This window comes from Alistipes senegalensis JC50 (assembly GCF_025145645.1).
Classification (GTDB): domain Bacteria; phylum Bacteroidota; class Bacteroidia; order Bacteroidales; family Rikenellaceae; genus Alistipes; species Alistipes senegalensis.
On the sequence record NZ_CP102252.1, the window covers coordinates 2,206,399 to 2,223,882 of the forward strand.

The window sequence follows — 17,484 nt, forward strand, 5'->3', positions numbered from 1 at the left end:
ACTAAGGGGCAAAACTTTACGTTGTAAAACCGTACGAACGATTTTATGGCAAGTTCGATGAGAGGTTTTTTTGCAAAAATATTCCTGACGGCACTTCCCGTGCTGGCGATCTTCTCGGCATACGCTGCCGAGAAGGTCACTTTTGAGGCCAATTCGCCGTTGACGGTCGCCGTCGGCGAGGCGTTCCGTGTGGAATTCGCGCTGAACGCCAAACCCGACGAAGACAGTTTCAAGGCGCCTTCGTTCGAGGGGTTCGACGTGCTGGCCGGACCCGCCGTTTCGCAGGGTTCGTCGGTCCAGATCATCAACGGTTCGATGACCAAGAGCGTCAGCTACACCTACACCTTCGTGCTGCTGCCGCAGGCCGCGGGCAACGTGACCGTCGGCGCCGCGGAGGTCAAGGTCGATGGCACGACCTACCGGACCCGGCCGCTGCCCGTCGAGATCGTCAACGAGGGCGAAGGCTCCGGGGCGCGGCAGCAGAGCGGGTCGCACCGCCCGGACGACGCGCAGACCGACGCCCAGAGCCAGATCGGCAAGGACGACATCCTGCTGCGGGCCGTCGTGTCGCGCACGTCGGTCTATAAGAACGAGCCGCTGCACGTGGCCTTCAAGCTCTACACCCGCGTTCCATACGTGAACATCGTGCCCGAATCGGCCCCGTCGTTCAACGGCTTCTGGTCGCAGGACCTCACCGACCCCAATGCGGGCCGCGTGGGGCGCGAGACCTACAACGGCAAGGTCTACGAGACGCGCGTGCTGTACGACTACCTGCTCTATCCGCAGCAGGTGGGGGCGCTGGCCATCGAACCCGTGGAGATGACCGTCGTGGCGCAGGTCGTGGTGCAGAGCCGCAACGCCGACCCCTTCTTCGGAAGCGGCCGCGAGGTCTATAACGTGCCCCGCAAGGTGCAGAGCCAGCGGGCGGCGGTTACGGTCAAACCGCTTCCGACGGGCGCTCCGGCCAGCTTCAGCGGCGCCGTGGGCAACTTCACGATGGACGCCCAGTTCCCCTCGGAACGCATCGCGGCCAACTCGGGCGCGACCGTCACGGTGAAGATCTCCGGTACGGGCAACCTCACCTTCGTCCAGGCTCCGAAACTGCCGCTGCCGACTTCGTTCGAGCAGTATAACGTCAAGACCACCGAGTCGATCAACACCTCGTCGTCGGGCATCTCCGGCTACCGCCAGTTCGAATATCCCTTCATCGCGCGGGCCGAAGGCACCTACGACCTCGAACCCGTCGAGTTCACCTTCTTCGACCCCCAGCGGATGCAGTACGTGACGCTGAAATCGAAGCCGATGACGCTCGAGATCACCCCCGACGCCCGCGGCGGCGGAGGCGATGCGGTGGTGATGCAGGGCCGCGGCATGTCGAAGGAGGAGGTGAAGATGCTGGGGCAGGACATCCGCTACATCAAGCTGAAAGGGGCGCAGCTGCGTTCGGAGCGCGAGCCGTTCATTTTCAGCGCGGCCTACTGGATTCTCCTGGGGGGCATCCTCGTGGTGTTCGCCATGATCTACGTCGCTCTGCGGAGGCAGATCCGCGAGTCGCAGAACGTCGCTCTCGTGCGCGGCAAGCGAGCCAACAAGGTCGCCGTGCAGCGTTTCCGCGCCGCCCGGCGCTACATGGAGGAGCAGAACCGCCACGCCTTCTATGAAGAGATGCTGCGGGCGCTGTGGGGCTACATGAGCGACAAGTTCAACATCCCCGTCGCCAACCTCACGAAGGAGAACGTCCGCGAGGAGCTGCACAAACGGGGCGTTTCGTCCGAGGATTCGCAGCGGTTCACGGCCATCATCACCCAGTGCGACGAGGCGCAGTATTCGCCCGTGGAGTCGGCCCGCATGGGCGACGTTTATTCCGAGGGCGTGAACCTGATTTCGCGCATCGAGTCGGTGATAAAACGATAGTTGTTATGAAGCGATTGACCCTATTTCTGATCCTGTCATTCGGCGTTCCGTGCGCATGGGCGCAGGAGGCCGCCGACACCGCGGCGTACGCTGCGGCCGTCGGGGAGGAACCCGCCGCGGAGGCGGCTTCGCCCGAACAGCTGTGGGACCGGGCCAATACGGCCTATGTCAACGGGGATTACCACGCTGCGGCGGAGATTTACGAAGGGATTCTCGCGCAGGGACTCTCCTCCGTGAAACTCTATTACAACCTGGCCAACGCCTACTTCAAGGAGGGGCAGCTGGGCAAATCCATCCTCTTCTACCGCCGGGCCCTGCGGCTGGCTCCGGGCAGCGACGACATCCGCTACAACCTGAGCGTCGCCGAGGCCCGCACGAAAGACAATATCGAGCAGATTCCCGAGTTTTTCCTCACGGAGTGGATGCGCGGCGTGCGCCACACGATGAGTTGCACGGCGTGGAGCATCCTGTCGCTCGCGGCGTTGGTTTGCGCTCTGGCGCTGTTTCTGGCCTACCTGCTGGCACAGCGTTTGCCGCTGCGCAAGACGGGGTTCTATGGAACGCTCGTCGCGGCGGCGGCGTTCATGCTCACGAGCTGGTTCGCCGTGGGCGAGCGGCGCGAGATGCTGGACGACACGCAGGCCGTGGTGATGTCGCTCTCGACGGCCGTGAAGAGTTCGCCCGACAAGTCGGCCACGGACCTCTTCGTGTTGCACGAGGGAACGCTCGTCGAGATCACCGACCGCCTGGACAACTGGTGCGAGATCACCATTGCCGACGGCAAGAAAGGGTGGCTCGAATGTAAAACGATCGAAACGATTTAGATGTCGAAACTTTTACAGGATGTCGTCGGCGAGCTTTCGAAGCTCCCGGGCGTGGGACGCCGTACGGCGCTGCGCCTGGCCATCCACATCCTGCGCATGGAGCGGGATTCGGTGGCCGAGATGACCGCCAGCATCGACCGCTTCCGCAACGAGGTGAAGTACTGCTCGCTGTGCAACAACCTCTCCGACGAGGAGGTCTGCCCGATCTGCGCCGACCGGGAGCGGGACCATGCGACGATCTGCGTCGTGGAGCAGGTCGCCGACGTGCTTTCGATCGAGAACACGCGCCAGTACCGGGGCATGTATCACGTGCTGGGCGGGGTGATCTCGCCGATGCAGGGCATCTCGCCCTCGGATCTGAAGATCGACCTGCTGTGCGAACGCATCGCCCGCGGCGGGGTGAAGGAGGTGATCCTCGCCATCTCGACCTCGGTCGAGGGCGAAACGACGCTTTTCTACCTGATGAACCGCCTGAGGCAGTTCCCCGGACTGAAAATCACCTCCATCGCCCGGGGCATCGGCTTCGGCGACGAGCTGGAATACGTCGATGAACTGACGATCACCCACGCCCTGTTCAACCGCCGGGAGATAGACCCCGCCTAACGAGCGGGTTGCGGCTGGAGCCGAAATGCGGCCGCCGGCCGCGGCAACGAAGGTACCAAAACACAATATAACTATGGATTTTGTAACGAACGAAAAACTCACCATCGTGGGTGCGGCCGGCATGATCGGCTCGAACATGGCTCAGACGGCGCTGATGATGCGCCTGACGCCCAACATTTGCCTGTACGATCCTTACGGACCGGCGCTCGAGGGCGTGGCCGAGGAACTTTTCCACTGCGCTTTCGAGGGTGCGAACATCACCTGGACGACCGACATCAAGGAGGCCCTGACCGGTGCGTCCTATGTCGTATCGTCGGGCGGCGCAGCCCGCAAGGCGGGCATGACGCGCGAGGACCTGCTGAAAGGCAACGCCGAGATCGCCGCCCAGTTCGGCAAAGACCTCAAAGCCTATTGCCCCGATGTGAAGCATGTCGTGGTGGTCTTCAATCCGGCCGACATCACGGGCCTCATCGCGCTGATCTACGCGGGGCTGAAACCCTCGCAGGTTTCGACCCTCGCGGCGCTGGATTCGACGCGCCTGCGCTCGGAGCTGGCCAAATATTTCAAGATTTCGCCCGACGAAATCCGCAACTGCCGCACCTACGGCGGCCACGGCGAGCAGATGGCGGTCTTCGCCTCGACGACGCTCGTCGCCGGACGGCCCCTTTCGGAACTGATCGGCAAGGAGATGCCCGAGGGCGACTGGGCCGACTTGCAGCAGCGGGTGATCCAGGGCGGCAAGCACATCATCGACCTGCGGGGCCGTTCGTCGTTCCAGAGCCCGGCCTACCTCTCGATCTGCATGATCGCGGCGGCCATGGGCGGCAAGCCGTTCGAATACCCCGCCGGCGTGTTCGTGCACAACGACGAGTTCAAGCATATCCTGATGGCGATGGAGACCACCATCACGAAAGAGGGCGTCGCCTATAAGAACGTGCAGGGCACGGCCGCGGAGCACAAGAAGCTCACGGAGAGCTACGAGCACCTGTGCAAACTGCGCGACGAGGTGATCTCGATGGGCATCCTGCCTCCCGTGGAGGAGTGGGGACGCCTGAATCCGCACCTGAAATAGACCGTTTCCGCTGAAACTGAACATCCCGGTTCTCTTCAACAGAGAACCGGGATGTTTTTGCGGGACGGTTCCGTCAGGGCATCGCCTGGAAGACGGCGCGCAGTTCGCCGTCGCTCAGCAGCAGCAGCATCGGACCGTCCATGTCGTAGTGGGTCGTCGCTTCGAGCGCCTGGGCGAAGGCGTGTTCCCGCTCCATGCCGGGGCAGGCCATCATCGTCGAGGCGATAGGCCCCATTTTCAGGGTGCGTTTGTCGTCGGTCTTGTAGACCCCCGACAGACGGTTGCAGGCTCCGACGGCCGACAGGCGGTTGCCTTCGGTCAGCAGCGTGAGGGTGAACGTGCCCTTCTCGGGACGGACGGTCTCCCCGCCGAGCTGGATCAGTTGCCATTCGGTTCCCACCAGCGGGCGGCGGGCTTTTTTCTGGTAGGCGCGGCAGTTGCAGCATCCGGCGATAAGTGCCCCGGCGACAGCGATAACCGCGATTCTGAGCAAAATCTTCATCTGATTTTCGTTTGTTCGTTGCTGCAAATATAGGGAATTAATTGTACCTTTGGTGTCGCAAACGACATTATTGCCTATGAAAACCATCATCGCATCGCCCCGTGCGCCCAAAGCCGTGGGGCCCTATTCGCAGGCCGTGGAGGCCGGCGGCGCGCTCTATGTCTCGGGACAGCTCCCGATCGACGCCGCGGCGGGCCGGATGGCCGAGGGGATCGAAGCCCAGACGCGCCAGTCGCTCACGAATCTCGGCCACATCCTCCGCGAAGCCGGATACGATTATTCTGACGTGGTGAAAACCACCGTTCTGTTGCAGTCTATCGGCGATTTCGCCGCCATGAACGCCGTCTATGCCGAGTTCTTCACGGCGGAGATGCCCGCGCGCATGTGTTACGAGGTCGCGGCGCTGCCGATGGGGGCGCTGGTCGAGATAGACGCCGTGGCGGTGAAATAACTTCCGCGGACAATCCGCAAGGAGCGTCCCGGATGTCTGGGACGCTCCTTTTCGTTTTTTGTAGATAATTTGTGGATAAAATAGCTCCCCGCCGTTGGTTTTTTATCGGGAAAAGCCGCAATTTTGTAAACCCGGGATCTCCCTCCCCGGCGGAATGCAGAAATCTGAGAAAATAGATAAGTATAAAGTAGTTATGTCAAAAGCCACCAAAGCTGAAGCGCCGCAGAAAGTCAATTATAACGATGCGGTTGCCGAGTCGAAAGTCTATTTCGACGGAGACGATCTTGCCGCCACGGTGTGGGTGAGCAAGTACGCCCTCAAAGACTCTTTCGGAAACATTTACGAGAAGTCGCCGCGCGAGATGCACGAACGCATCGCCGGCGAGATTGCCCGGATCGAACGCAAATACCCCAATCCCCTTTCGGAGGGGGAGGCGTTCGAGCTGCTCGACCATTTCCGTTACGTCATTCCGCAGGGCGGACCGATGACCGGCATCGGCAATAATTTCCAGGTGGCGTCGCTGTCGAACTGCTTCGTGATCGGCCACAAGCATCCCGCCGACTCCTACGGCGGCATCTTCCGCATGGACGAAGAGCAGGTGCAGCTGATGAAGCGGCGCGGCGGCGTGGGGCACGACCTCTCGCACATCCGTCCCACGGGCAGCCCGGTGCTCAACTCGGCGCTGACTTCGACGGGTATCGTGCCCTTCATGGAGCGCTATTCGAACTCCACGCGCGAGGTGGCGCAGGACGGCCGGCGCGGCGCGCTGATGCTGTCGCTGTCGATCAAGCACCCCGACGCCGAGCGGTTCATCGACGCCAAGGTCGATACGGGCAAGGTGACGGGCGCCAACGTCTCGATCAAGATCGACGACGAGTTCATGCGTGCGGCGCTCGCCGGCAAGAAATACCACCAGCAGTTCCCGATCAAGTCGGACGCCCCTAAGTACGAACAGGACATCGACGCCAAAAAACTCTGGGAGAAGATCATCCACAATGCGTGGAAATCGGCCGAGCCGGGCGTGCTGTTCTGGGATACGATCATCCGCGAGAGCATCCCCGACTGCTATGCCGACGAAGGCTTCACGACGGTCTCGACCAACCCCTGCGGCGAGATTCCGCTCTGCCCCTACGACTCGTGCCGCCTGCTGGCCATGAATCTGCTGAGTTACGTGGAGAATCCCTTCAAGGCCGACGCGAAGTTCGATTTCGACAAGTTCCGCGACCATGTCGGCAAGGCGATGCACATGATGGACGACATCATCGACCTCGAATTGGAGAAGGTCGAGCTGATCATCAAGAAGATCGAGGACGACCCCGAAGACCTGGACGTGCGCCGCGTGGAACTGGAGCTGTGGAAGAAGATCCGCGAAATGGCGCAGAAGGGCCGCCGCACGGGGCTCGGCATTACGGCCGAGGGCGACATGCTCGCCGCCCTGGGGCTGCGCTACGGTACGCAGGAGGCGATGGATTTCGCCGTCGAGGTGCAGAAGACCCTCGCGCTGGCCGCTTACGGCGCGTCGGTGAAGCTGGCCGCCGAGCGCGGAGCCTTCCCGATCTACGATGCCGCCAAGGAGGCGAACAACCCGATGATCGCCCGCATCCGCGAGGCCGATCCGGCACTCTACGAGGAGATGACGAAGGTCGGCCGCCGCAACATCGCCATGCTGACCATCGCCCCGACGGGCACCACGTCGCTCATGTCGCAGACCACGTCGGGCATCGAACCGGTGTTCCGCACGGTTTACAAGCGCCGCCGCAAGATCAACCCCTCGGACCACGACACGCATGTCGATTACGAGGACGAAACGGGCGAAAAGTTCCAGGAGTACAACGTCTACCACCACAATTTCGTGAAGTGGCTGGAGGCGAACGGATACGACACGTCGAAGCTCTCGACGATCTCCGACGCCGAACTGGACCAATGGGTCGCCGCGTCGCCCTACCACGGCGCCACGGCCAACGACATCGACTGGGTGGCCAAGGTGAAGATGCAGGGCGCCATCCAGAAGTGGGTCGATCACTCGATCTCGGTGACGGTGAACCTGCCGAACAACGTTTCGGAGGCGCTGGTGGCCGACGTTTACCGCACGGCGTGGGAGTGCGGCTGCAAGGGCGTCACGGTCTACCGCGACGGCTGCCGCGACGGCGTGCTGCTGGAGAAGAACTCCAAGAAAAAGAAGCGCTGCGAGGGGCATCCCGGCGAGGTGCAGAAGCGTCCGAAGTCCATTCCTGCCGACATCGTGCGCTTCAAGAACGGCACCGAAGACTGGATCGCCTTCGTGGGCTTGCAGGACGGACGCCCCTACGAGGTCTTCACCGGCAAGATCGAGGAGGATGCCATGTATATCCCGCCGAAGATCAAGAAGGGATTCATTATCAAAGTGCGCGAGGAGGACGGCACGAAACGCTACGACTTCCAGTACACCGACCGCTACGGCTATACGAACACCATCGGCGGCATCTCGCGCCTGTTCAACGAGGAGTTCTGGAACTATGCGAAACTGATCTCGGGCGTACTGCGCCACGGCATGCCGATCGAGAAGACCGTGTCGCTGATCGAGTCCCTGCATCTGGACAGCGAGTCGATCAACACCTGGAAGACGGGCGTATGCCGCGCGCTGAAACAGTACATCGTCGATGGCACGAAGTCCAAGGGCAAGTGCCCGAGCTGCGGTCAGGAGAACATGGCCTATCAGAACGGATGCCTGACCTGTATGTCATGCGGCTATTCCAAGTGCGGATGATCCTCCGCCGAATGGTCTGACCGGATATTCAGAAAAGGCCGGAAGGGTTCTCTCTTCCGGCCTTTTCTGATCGAAAACGCTCTTTGGCTGAACTTTTGAGGCGGAAGAGAATGGTTTTTGAGAGAAATGCTGTATTTTAGCGCAGTGACAATAACTTTTTAATTTAATTAGTTATGAAGAAAATTTATCTTACCTTCCTGATCGCGGCCTTCGCCTCGGCCGCATGGGCACAAGACACCCCCAAGAAGCCGAGTTTCGCGGGCTTCGTTTCCAACGGATTCTGGGACAACTGGGAAATTTCGGTCGGTGCGGGAGCCGGTACGGCTTTCAGCAACGGCAGCAACCTCAAGTCCTTCGGCGACCGCATCGGGTTCGAAGGCAATTTCTCGCTGACGAAATGGGTGCATCCCGTCGTCGGTCTCCGGGCGCAGCTGCAAGGCGGATGGTTCAATAACTACGATCCCGAAAAGGGCAAGATGGACTGGCCGTACATGTTCGTCCACACGGATGTGATGCTCAACGTCTCGAACTGGATCGGCGGTTACCGGGAGGATCGCGCGTGGTACGCCGTGCCGTTCGTCGGCTTCGGTTATATGGCCTCGAACTTCACGGACAAGAGCCAGCGCGACTTCGGCGCCTCCACCAATCAGGAGCTCGCCTTTACCTACGGTCTGCTCAGCAAGTTCCGCCTTTCGCCGGCCTTCGATTTCAACATCGAGCTCAAGGGTCTGCTCGCCAAGTCGGAGCTGTGCCCCGCCCAGATGAACGGACAGTATCTGCTCGGGTTCTCGGCTACGGCCGGTCTGACCTACCGCTTCAACAAGCGCAACTGGCAGCGCGGCGTGCCGGGCTATACGGCCGCCGACATCCAGGCTTTCCAGGATGCCGTGGCTGCGAGCATGGCCGCAGCGGCCGCCCTCGAAGCGCAGAACGCCCAGCTCGCCCAGCAGCTTGAGGACGCCGAGGCCAAGGCCGCCGCTGCGGATGCCGCTGCCAAAGCCGCAGCTGCCAAGGCTGCCGCCGACGCCGCAGCCGCTGCCCGGAATGCCAATACGCTGAGCCCCTATTCGATCGTGTTCTACGATTACGGCATGTCGAAGCTCACGTCCAAGGACAAGACCCGCCTCGAGCTGATGGCCGACGTTATCAAGGACGGCCCGAAGGACCGCGTTTATACCATCGTGGGCCACGCCGACCAGCAGACGGGTACGGCAGCCGGCAACCGCCGCGTCGCCGACAACCGGGCCAAGAACGTCTACGATTATCTCGTGAAGTGCGGCGTGAACCCCAAGCAGCTGACTTACGAAGGCAAGGGCAACGAGCCGGACATCTACAAGAGCAACCAGAAGGCCAACCGCGCCGTGATCGTGAAGTAGGTTCGGACAGGTCTCATACGAAAAATGCCCCTCCGTGGTGAGGGGCATTTTTTTATCGGATGATCACGGCGTTGACCAGCCGGACTCCCGAACGGCGGTTGATCTCCTCCCGGAGCGCCTCGCGCTGGTAGAAGAGTTCCGAACGCAGCACGCTCGACTGGATGCGCACGTAGAGGATGCGGTTTTCGAGCCGCAGTTCGGTGGTGATCTCCGCGGCGCGGTCGCCGACGATCTCGCGCCACGTGTCGGGCAGTTTGCCTTCGGCGACCTTCGCGGCGACATAGGGGCGTTTGAAGAACTCCTCCAGCAGGTCGCCCATCAGCATCGTTTTGGTCCGTCTCATGATTCCGGGGTGTCGGGGTTTGCGGCCGTCCGTTCCTGCGTCACGCTACCGTCGGTCACCGTGAAGAGGGCGTAGTCGCCGCCGGCCTTGTCGAGGATCGTTTTCAGACGCGTGGGATTGCAGTCGGTGATGAGTATCTGCCCGAAAGTGTCGTCGGAGACCAGCCGGATCAGCTGCTCGACGCGCCCGGCGTCCAGCTTGTCGAAGAGGTCGTCCAGCAGCAGGATCGGCCGTTCGCCCTTGGCCTCGGCGACGATGGTGTACTGCGCCAGTTTGAGGGCGATGAGGAACGATTTCTGCTGTCCCTGCGAACCGTATTTGCGCAGGGGGTAGCCGCCGATCCGGAGCACCAGGTCGTCGCGGTGGATGCCGGCGGTGGTGAATTCGTTGACGAGGTCTTTCTGCCGGGCGGCCAGCAGCACCTCTTCGAAGGGGCGGTCGTTCAGCTCCGATTTGTAATGGAGCTCGACCTGCTCGCGGTCGCCCGAAAGAATGCGGTAATACTCCGCCGCAACGGGTTGCAGCCGCTCGGCGAACTCCTGCCGGCGGGCGTGGATGGCCTTGCCGTGCTCGCACAGCTGCATGTCGTAAATCTGAAGCATCGTCTCGTCGGGCCGCATCTTCAGCAGGCGGTTGCGCTCGGCCAGCACGGCGTTGTAGCGCATCACCGAGTTGAGGTAGGGGCGGTCCAGCTGCGAAATGAAGGCGTTGAGGTATCGGCGCCGTTCGTCCGCGGCGTCCGAGATCAGCGCGCTGTCCGCCGGCGACACGATCACCGCGGGAATCAGCCCCACGTGGTCCGACAGCCGGTCGTACTCCTTGCCGTTGCGTTTGAGGACCTTGCCGCCCTTGCGCGAGAAGGAGCACACCACGCCCTCGCTCTTGCCTGCGTCGGTGGCGTACTGTCCCTCCACGAGGAAGAAGTCGGCTCCGTGGCGGATGCTCTGCGCGTCGGTCATCTGCAACGACGATTTGCACATCGACAGGTAGTAGACCGCATCCACGACGTTGGTCTTGCCCGCGCCGTTGTCGCCCACCAGACAGTTGATGCCGGGGCAGAGCGTAAGCTCCTCTTGAGCCATGTTTTTGAAATTCAGCAGCGCTATTTTTTTCAGATGCATAGGACAAAAGTACAAAAAATCCCGACACGACATTGCACATTGTGAATAGTTTTGTATCTTTGTCATCTACTATGCGCATTATAAACTAATAACACGAATAAGCAATATGGCAAAGCAGAACGTCGCCGAACAGGAAACCCTCGGCGAAGCAATGAACAAAACGGAGCTCTTTTTCGAGCAGAACGGCCGGACGATAGGGTATGTTTTCCTCGGCCTGCTCGTCCTCGCCGCGCTCGTTTTCGGCTATCGTGCGCTGATCGTTCAGCCGCGTGCCGAGAAAGCCGCCGAGATGATCTCCGAGGCACAGGTCCGTTTCGAGGGGGAGAACCCGGATTTCGAACTGGCGCTGCTGGGCGACGCCAACGGCGCGGGCTTCCTCGACGTGGTCGAGAAATACGGCTCCACGCCTTCGGGCAACCTCGCCAAGCACTACGCGGGTATCTGCTACCTGCGCACGGGCGATCTGGAGAACGCCGCGAAATACCTCGCCAAATTCTCCCATGTGAAAGGCATCCCCGGAGCGCTCATCAATGCGCAGAACTACGGTCTGCAAGGCGACATCGCCGTTGAACAGCAGGACTATGCCAAGGCCGTGAAGTTCTACGAGAAAGCCGTGAAGGCCGCCGACAACAACCTGACGGCCCCGATGTACCTGCGCAAGGCGGGTCTTGCCGAGCAGGCTATGGGCAATTCGCAGAAGGCTGCGGCCTATTTCGAACGGATTCTGAACACCTATCCCGCCTCGATGGAGGCCCGGGAGGCTGAGAAACTGCTCGGCAGCGTAAAATAAAAGCGGAGGAAGACGATGGCGACCAAGAATCACAACCTTTCCAAATTCGACTCACCCCTGCCTTCGGCCGCGGACATGCGGTTCGGCATCGTCGTGGCCGAGTGGAACCGCGAGGTCACCGAAGCGCTGCTGGAGGGAGCCGTGCGCACGCTGCGTGCCGCAGGGTGCCCCGACATGAACATCCAGATCAAATATGTCCCCGGCACCTTCGAACTGTCGCTCGGCGCCCAGTTCTTCGCGGAATACACCGATGTCGATGCCGTTATCGCGCTGGGATGCGTTATCCAGGGCGACACGCGCCATTTCGACTTCATCTGCCAGGGCGTGACGCAGGGCATCACGCAGCTGCAAATCCAGTGGAACATGCCCATTGCTTTCGGCGTGCTGACGGTCAACGACATGCAACAGGCTCTCGACCGCTGCGGCGGCCGTCACGGCAACAAGGGCGACGAAGCGGCTGCCACGGCTATCAATATGGTCAAGTTGCAGATCGACATGGAGGCGGCCTCTCCGGATCACGAACCGGACCGGCGCAACATCAACTGAAAAAAAGAGAGAGTCCTTCGCGGCTCTCTCTTTTTTTAGAACAGTCCCAGATTGTCGAGGAAGATCAGCAGCAGCACCGCCGGGCAGATGTAGCGCAGCAGGAAGATGAATACGTCGTAGATGCGGAATTTCAGCTCTCCGTCGTTCGAAATCTGCCCTTTGAGCACCTTTTGGTCGAGTCGCCAGCCGACGAAGATGCAGGTGAAGAATCCGCCTGCGGGAAGCAGGATGTTGGCCGTGAGGAAGTCGAGCGAATCGAAGACGCTGAGCCCGAAGATCCGCCAGCCGTCCAGCAAGCCCAGCGACAGCGACGCCACGGCGGCCAGCGCCATGCAGGACCCGGTCGTGGCCCATGCCGCGGCGCGGCGGCTCATGTGCCACTCTTCGTGCATGTAGGCCGTGATCACCTCGTGCAGCGAGATGGTCGAGGTGAGGGCCGCGACGACCAGCAGCAGGAAGAACACCGATGACCAAACCATGCTCAGCGGCATCGAGTTGAAGATGCCCGGCAGGGTGATGAACACGAGCGACGGCCCTGACGAGGGCTCGATGCCCACGCTGAAGACCGCCGGGAAGATCACCACGCCGGCCAATATGGCTACCAGCGTGTCGAGGATCGTGACGTTGAGCGCCGTGTGGCGCAGGTTGGTGTCGGGCTTGAAATAGGAGGCGTAGGTGACCATCGTGCCGATGCCGATCGAGAGCGAGAAGAACGCCTGCCCCAGCGCCACGAGCACCGTAGAAGGAGTCACCTTCGAGAAGTCGGGCCGGAAGAGGAACCGGACGCCTTCGCCGCCGCCCGGCATCAGCAGCGAGTGGATCGACAGCGCGATCAGGATCACGAACAGCAGCGGCATCAGCACCTTGGCCGAGCGTTCGATGCCCTTCTGCACGCCCATCGTGATAACGAAATGCGTCGCCAGCACGAACAGCGAGGTGTAGACCACGGGCCGCCACGGGTTGCGGATAAAGGTCTCGAAAACGGTTTTGTACTCCTCGGCGGAGCTGTATTCCGCCAGACTGCCCGTCAGCGAATGCACCATGTATTCGGCGGTCCATCCCGACACCACGAAATAGAAGCCCAGGATCAGGAACGCCGCCACGACGCCGTTGTAGCCCAGGAAGCTCCATTTGGGATCGAGGGCCCGGTAGGCGCCCACGGCGTTGCGGTGCGAGGCGCGTCCGACCGAGAATTCGGCCACCATGATCGGCAGCCCCAGCAGCAGCACGCAGCCGATGTAAATCAGCAGAAAGGCTCCGCCGCCGTTGTCGCCGGCCACGTAGGGAAACCGCCAGATGTTTCCCAGCCCCACGGAACTACCTGCCGCGACGAGCACGGCGCTCAGTTTGCCACCCAGCGTGGCACGACCCTGTGAATGGTGCATGGCTAATCCTGTTTATATAAAGGTATGCGCGCACGCGGAGGCGTGCGCGCATACCCGTTATTTCTCCAATACGACGCTGACCCGTTCGAGCTTGCCGCCCAGCGGCGGGGCCAGTTTCGAGACCGTGCATTTTACGTGCCGGACCTGCCCGAAAGCGGCGTAGACCGCTTCGATGATGTTCATCGCCACACGTTCGATCGTGCGCTGCGTGATGCGCATTTGCAGGCTCACGACCTCGTAGACCGTGAGGTAGTTGACCGCCTTTTCGACATTGTCTTCCGCGGCCACGTCGCCCAGTTCGGCCGTGATCTCCAGATCGACCGTAAAGCGGTTGCCGACCTTGCGCTCCAGTTCGTAACAGCCGTGCAGCGCCCGGAACTCCATGCGTCGGAGGACGATACGATACTCCATGCTATTCGGCGATCACGAGGTAGTAATTCTTCTTGCCGCGCTGTACGAGCAGGTATTTGCCCGCGATCAGATCGGCGTCGGTCACCGGGCGCATCGCGTCGGCGACCTTCTCCTTGTTGAGCGACACGCCGCCGCCCTGCACCATCTTGCGGCACTCGCCCTTCGAGGGGAAGATGGCGCATTTCTCGGCGCAAAGCTCCACGAACGGGATGCCGGCCGCGAGCTCCGTGCGGGCCGCGCGGAATTGCGGAACCCCTTCGAAGACCTGCAACAGGGTCTCTTCGTTCAGTTTGCGCAGGGCCTCCGACGTGGCGCCTCCGAAGAGGATCGCCGAAGCCTCCACGGCTTTCTCGTACTCCTCGCGCGAGTGGATCATGCAGGTGATCTCCTCGGCCAGCCGCTTCTGGAGCACCCGCAGATGGGGAGCGGCGTCGTGCTCGGCGATGAGGCCCTCGATGGTTTCGCGGTCGAGCAGCGTGAAGATCCTGATGTAGCGCTTGGCGTCCTCGTCGCTGACGTTGAGCCAGAACTGGTAGAACTTGTAGGGCGAGGTGTAGCGCGGGTCGAGCCATACGTTGCCGCTCTCGGTCTTGCCGAATTTCGTACCGTCGGCCTTGGTGATCAGTGGGCAGGTGATGGCGAAAGCCTCGGCTTCGGGGCCCAGCTTGCGGCGGATCAGCTCCGTGCCGGTGGTGATGTTGCCCCACTGATCGGCGCCTCCCAGCTGGATCTTGCAGTTTTTCGTCTGGTAGAGGTGCAGGAAGTCGTAGCCCTGGACCAGCTGGTAGGTGAACTCGGTGAACGACATGCCGTCGCCCTCGCCGTTGAAACGCTTCTTGACCGAATCCTTGGCCATCATGTAGTTGACGGTGATGCACTTGCCGATGTCGCGGATGAAATCGAGGAACGTGAATTCCTTCATCCAGTCGTAGTTGTTGACCATCTGTGCGGCGTTCGGGGCGTCCGACTCGAAGTCGAGCAGTTTGGCCAGCTGGCGCTTGATGGCCTCCTGATTGTGGCGGAGGGTCTTTTCGTCGAGCAGGTTGCGTTCCTGCGACTTGCCCGAGGGGTCGCCGATCATGCCCGTGGCGCCGCCGATGAGCGCCAGCGGACGGTGGCCGCACATCTGGAAATGTTTGAGGATCATCACACCCACGAGGTGTCCGATATGCAGCGAGTCGGCCGTGGGGTCGATGCCCAGATAGGCCGTCGTCATCTCTTTTTCGAGTTGTTCCTTCGCGCCGGGCATGATCGTGTGGACCATGCCGCGCCATTCGAGTTCTTCGATGAAATTCTTTGTTGCCATTATTGCATTACTTAATTTTCGTTTTGTATGGATGGAGGCGCAATCGGGTTTCTGTCCTGATAACTTTCCATCGCCTATAAATCCCGCTTTTTAAGCGGGCGGGTTATTCCACTTCGAGGTCCAGCGCTTTGCGGAGCTCCGCGATGAGCGGGTTTTTCTCCGTCATGTGTTTCACTCTGTCCTCCAGTTTGATCGGGCGCGCGGCCCTGATCTCCTCATTGACGATCACCTCCAGTTCGATGGCTTCCGAGATGCCCGCCAGTTCGGCGATGCGCATCAGCATCCCGGTCTTGTTGCGGAGAATCTCCTCGCGCAGCTCCGTCGTCGGGACGCTGACCGAAATGGTGTTGCCCCGGACGGTCATCAGCTCGAAGGCGGGGACGAACCGCGGACGCTTCGTCCTGAGCAGGTTCAGAATCCCTTCCCGGGCCCGCACCAGCTTCTGTTCGCAGGCCGGATCGACCTCCACGGCTGCGGGTTCGGCCTGCGTTTCGGCCTTGGCCTCCTCCGTGTCCGGAGTGTTGCCTCCCGAGGCGAGCAGCTCCGAGAGCGACGTTCCCGAGATCATCGGCCGCCGGATCGGCTTCGCAGGCTGCGGGGTTGCCGCCCCTGCCTGTGCCGCGGAGGGTTGCGGAACCTCCGGGGCGGGTTGCGCTGCCGCTGCGTTCTTCGGCTCGGGTTGGACCGCGGGCCGGGGTTCGGGCTGCGTTTCCGGTTGCTGCCGGGCCGCAGACACCGCAGCTGCCGTCGGGGTTTCCGGGGCCGGTCGGGGCTGCGCCGGGGCCGCCGGAGTTGCCGGAGCGGGTGTCGGGACTTGCGCCGTTGCCGCCGGATTGACCGGGGCCGATGCCGGGACCTGCGCGCGGACGGTCAGTTCGGGAAGCGGATACTCCCCGGGGGATGTCAGTGTGTCATTTTTTTTTTGGCCGAGTCCTGCGATTTTCATCAGGCCCAGCTCTACGAGCAACCGCTGGTTCGACGATTGCCGTATCTTCCCGTCGAGCTCCGTCAGCACGGAGATGGCTCCGAACAGAAACTCGACATTGCAGGCGCCCGCCTGCGTCCGGTATCGTTCCAGCAGGGTGCCGGTCATCTCGATCAGCCGCAGGGTGTCGGGTTGTTTGGCCATCAGGAGGTCCCGCATGTGGCGGTTCAGACCCGCCATAAAGGTCTGGCCCGAGAAACCTTTCGACAGCACCGTGTCGAAGGTCACCAGCGCATCGACGTAGTTGCCTGCCAACAGCATCTCCGTCACGCCGAAATAGGTGTCGTAGTCCAGCACGTTCAGCGTCTGGGCCACGTTGCGGTAGTCCAGCGCCGTGCCGCAGAACGACACGGCCTTGTCGAACATCGACAGCGCGTCGCGCATGCCGCCGTCGGCCTTCTGGGCGATGAGGTTCAGCGACTCTTCGTCGGCCGTGACGCCTTCCTGCGAGGCGATGTAGCGGAGATATTCGACCGAATCTTCGACGCGGATGCGGTTGAAATCGTAGATCTGGCACCGCGAGAGGATCGTGGGGATGATCTTGTGCTTCTCGGTGGTCGCCAGGATGAAGATGGCGTGCGCGGGCGGCTCTTCGAGGGTCTTGAGGAAGGCGTTGAAGGCTGCGGCGGAGAGCATGTGGACCTCGTCGATGATGAACACCGAGTAGCGTCCCACCTGCGGGATGATGCGCACCTGTTCGATCAGCGTGCGGATGTCCTCCACGGAGTTGTTCGATGCGGCGTCGAGTTCGTGGATGTTGAGCGAGCGGCCCTCGTTGAACGAGCGGCACGATTCGCATTCGTTGCACGCCTCGGCGCCGTTGGGCGCGAGGCAGTTGATGGCTTTGGCGAAGATGCGGGCGCAGGTGGTCTTGCCTACGCCGCGGGGGCCGCAGAAGAGGTAGGCGTGGGCCAGCTGGCCGCGCTCGATGGCGTTTTGGAGCGTCGAGGTGATATGTTTCTGTCCGACGACCGATCGGAAGGTCGCGGGGCGGTATTTGCGTGCGCTGACGATGAAATCACTCATAATAGTGCAAAGATACGAATAAGCCGAGAGAAAAAAGCAAGCTCGCTTGCATTTTTTCCGAGGCGGAGTATCTAAGGCAATGT

General features: G+C 61.5%; 16 protein-coding genes. 9 read left to right on the forward strand and 7 right to left on the reverse strand.

Translation table 11 applies throughout. The annotated features are described in order from the left end of the window. Window positions 1–45: 45 nt before the first annotated feature. From NQ519_RS08550 to NQ519_RS08565, 4 genes are all read left to right on the forward strand, one after another. Window positions 46–1,914 (forward strand): BatD family protein, encoded by a 1,869-nt coding sequence (locus tag NQ519_RS08550; protein WP_390622103.1) that lies wholly within the window; start codon window positions 46–48, stop codon window positions 1,912–1,914. Window positions 1,915–1,919: 5 nt separating this feature from the next. After that, on the forward strand, window positions 1,920–2,738 hold the full coding sequence (locus NQ519_RS08555; protein ID WP_019151572.1) for a tetratricopeptide repeat protein: 819 nt from the start codon (window positions 1,920–1,922) through the stop codon (window positions 2,736–2,738). After that, window positions 2,739–3,341, forward strand: a complete 603-nt coding sequence (gene recR, locus NQ519_RS08560) for a recombination mediator RecR (protein WP_019151571.1) — start codon at window positions 2,739–2,741, stop codon at window positions 3,339–3,341. Between the two features lie 73 nt (window positions 3,342–3,414). Further along, complete coding sequence (locus NQ519_RS08565) at window positions 3,415–4,413, forward strand: malate dehydrogenase (RefSeq protein ID WP_019151570.1); 999 nt, start codon at window positions 3,415–3,417, stop codon at window positions 4,411–4,413. Window positions 4,414–4,486: 73 nt separating this feature from the next. On the opposite strand, the gene NQ519_RS08570 is transcribed toward NQ519_RS08565, so the two are convergent. Then, complete coding sequence (locus NQ519_RS08570) at window positions 4,487–4,915, reverse strand: META domain-containing protein (RefSeq protein WP_019151569.1); 429 nt, start codon at window positions 4,913–4,915, stop codon at window positions 4,487–4,489. A 76-nt stretch (window positions 4,916–4,991) separates the two neighbouring features. Here NQ519_RS08570 and NQ519_RS08575 point away from each other — a divergent pair, with 76 nt between their 5' ends. The 3 genes from NQ519_RS08575 to NQ519_RS08585 all read left to right on the forward strand — a co-directional run bounded on the left by NQ519_RS08575 (window position 4,992) and on the right by NQ519_RS08585 (window position 9,488). Then, on the forward strand, window positions 4,992–5,366 hold the full coding sequence (locus NQ519_RS08575; protein WP_019151568.1) for a RidA family protein: 375 nt from the start codon (window positions 4,992–4,994) through the stop codon (window positions 5,364–5,366). A 193-nt stretch (window positions 5,367–5,559) separates the two neighbouring features. Continuing rightward, window positions 5,560–8,112 carry an adenosylcobalamin-dependent ribonucleoside-diphosphate reductase gene (locus NQ519_RS08580; RefSeq protein ID WP_019151567.1) on the forward strand — a complete coding sequence of 851 codons (2,553 nt, stop codon included), beginning with the start codon at window positions 5,560–5,562 and terminating at the stop codon, window positions 8,110–8,112. A 173-nt stretch (window positions 8,113–8,285) separates the two neighbouring features. Further along, complete coding sequence (locus tag NQ519_RS08585) at window positions 8,286–9,488, forward strand: OmpA family protein (protein WP_019151566.1); 1,203 nt, start codon at window positions 8,286–8,288, stop codon at window positions 9,486–9,488. A gap of 52 nt (window positions 9,489–9,540) precedes the next feature. On the opposite strand, the gene NQ519_RS08590 is transcribed toward NQ519_RS08585, so the two are convergent. Beyond that, window positions 9,541–9,813 carry a DUF721 domain-containing protein gene (locus NQ519_RS08590; RefSeq protein ID WP_019151565.1) on the reverse strand — a complete coding sequence of 91 codons (273 nt, stop codon included), beginning with the start codon at window positions 9,811–9,813 and terminating at the stop codon, window positions 9,541–9,543. A 14-nt stretch (window positions 9,814–9,827) separates the two neighbouring features. Next, window positions 9,828–10,952, reverse strand: coding sequence for a DNA replication/repair protein RecF (recF, locus tag NQ519_RS08595; RefSeq protein WP_019151564.1), 1,125 nt, complete (start codon window positions 10,950–10,952; stop codon window positions 9,828–9,830). 106 nt (window positions 10,953–11,058) lie between these two features. Here recF and NQ519_RS08600 point away from each other — a divergent pair, with 106 nt between their 5' ends. Both NQ519_RS08600 and ribH read left to right on the forward strand, forming a co-directional pair. Next, window positions 11,059–11,742, forward strand: a complete 684-nt coding sequence (locus NQ519_RS08600; RefSeq protein WP_019151563.1) for a tetratricopeptide repeat protein — start codon at window positions 11,059–11,061, stop codon at window positions 11,740–11,742. A 15-nt stretch (window positions 11,743–11,757) separates the two neighbouring features. Then, complete coding sequence (ribH, locus tag NQ519_RS08605; protein WP_019151562.1) at window positions 11,758–12,288, forward strand: 6,7-dimethyl-8-ribityllumazine synthase; 531 nt, start codon at window positions 11,758–11,760, stop codon at window positions 12,286–12,288. A gap of 35 nt (window positions 12,289–12,323) precedes the next feature. Here the strand turns inward: ribH and NQ519_RS08610 are convergent, their stop codons facing one another. From NQ519_RS08610 to NQ519_RS08625, 4 genes are all read right to left on the reverse strand, one after another. Continuing rightward, entirely contained in the window at window positions 12,324–13,673 is a 1,350-nt protein-coding gene (locus NQ519_RS08610) for a sodium-dependent transporter (RefSeq protein ID WP_019151561.1), read from the reverse strand. 57 nt (window positions 13,674–13,730) lie between these two features. Continuing rightward, complete coding sequence (gene folB / locus NQ519_RS08615; protein WP_026076696.1) at window positions 13,731–14,084, reverse strand: dihydroneopterin aldolase; 354 nt, start codon at window positions 14,082–14,084, stop codon at window positions 13,731–13,733. 1 nt (window position 14,085) lies between these two features. Continuing rightward, window positions 14,086–15,390 (reverse strand): tyrosine--tRNA ligase, encoded by a 1,305-nt coding sequence (gene tyrS / locus NQ519_RS08620; protein WP_019151559.1) that lies wholly within the window; start codon window positions 15,388–15,390, stop codon window positions 14,086–14,088. A gap of 103 nt (window positions 15,391–15,493) precedes the next feature. Further along, window positions 15,494–17,401: a DNA polymerase III subunit gamma/tau gene (locus NQ519_RS08625; RefSeq protein WP_195497807.1), complete on the reverse strand. Its 1,908-nt coding sequence runs from the start codon at window positions 17,399–17,401 to the stop codon at window positions 15,494–15,496. Between the last annotated feature and the right edge of the window lie 83 nt (window positions 17,402–17,484).

Excerpts from the sequence above, each read along its gene's own strand:
- NQ519_RS08550 (WP_390622103.1), top strand. The coding sequence starts at position 46 with ATGGCAAGTTCGATGAGAGGTTTTTTTGCAAAAATATTCCTGACGGCA.
- NQ519_RS08555 (WP_019151572.1), top strand. The coding sequence starts at position 1,920 with ATGAAGCGATTGACCCTATTTCTGATCCTGTCATTCGGCGTTCCGTGC.
- recR (WP_019151571.1), top strand. The coding sequence starts at position 2,739 with ATGTCGAAACTTTTACAGGATGTCGTCGGCGAGCTTTCGAAGCTCCCG.
- NQ519_RS08565 (WP_019151570.1), top strand. The coding sequence starts at position 3,415 with ATGGATTTTGTAACGAACGAAAAACTCACCATCGTGGGTGCGGCCGGC.
- NQ519_RS08570 (WP_019151569.1), bottom strand. The coding sequence starts at position 4,915 with ATGAAGATTTTGCTCAGAATCGCGGTTATCGCTGTCGCCGGGGCACTT.
- NQ519_RS08575 (WP_019151568.1), top strand. The coding sequence starts at position 4,992 with ATGAAAACCATCATCGCATCGCCCCGTGCGCCCAAAGCCGTGGGGCCC.
- NQ519_RS08580 (WP_019151567.1), top strand. The coding sequence starts at position 5,560 with ATGTCAAAAGCCACCAAAGCTGAAGCGCCGCAGAAAGTCAATTATAAC.
- NQ519_RS08585 (WP_019151566.1), top strand. The coding sequence starts at position 8,286 with ATGAAGAAAATTTATCTTACCTTCCTGATCGCGGCCTTCGCCTCGGCC.
- NQ519_RS08590 (WP_019151565.1), bottom strand. The coding sequence starts at position 9,813 with ATGCTGATGGGCGACCTGCTGGAGGAGTTCTTCAAACGCCCCTATGTC.
- recF (WP_019151564.1), bottom strand. The coding sequence starts at position 10,952 with ATGCATCTGAAAAAAATAGCGCTGCTGAATTTCAAAAACATGGCTCAA.
- NQ519_RS08600 (WP_019151563.1), top strand. The coding sequence starts at position 11,059 with ATGGCAAAGCAGAACGTCGCCGAACAGGAAACCCTCGGCGAAGCAATG.
- ribH (WP_019151562.1), top strand. The coding sequence starts at position 11,758 with ATGGCGACCAAGAATCACAACCTTTCCAAATTCGACTCACCCCTGCCT.
- NQ519_RS08610 (WP_019151561.1), bottom strand. The coding sequence starts at position 13,673 with ATGCACCATTCACAGGGTCGTGCCACGCTGGGTGGCAAACTGAGCGCC.
- folB (WP_026076696.1), bottom strand. The coding sequence starts at position 14,084 with ATGGAGTATCGTATCGTCCTCCGACGCATGGAGTTCCGGGCGCTGCAC.
- tyrS (WP_019151559.1), bottom strand. The coding sequence starts at position 15,390 with ATGGCAACAAAGAATTTCATCGAAGAACTCGAATGGCGCGGCATGGTC.
- NQ519_RS08625 (WP_195497807.1), bottom strand. The coding sequence starts at position 17,401 with ATGAGTGATTTCATCGTCAGCGCACGCAAATACCGCCCCGCGACCTTC.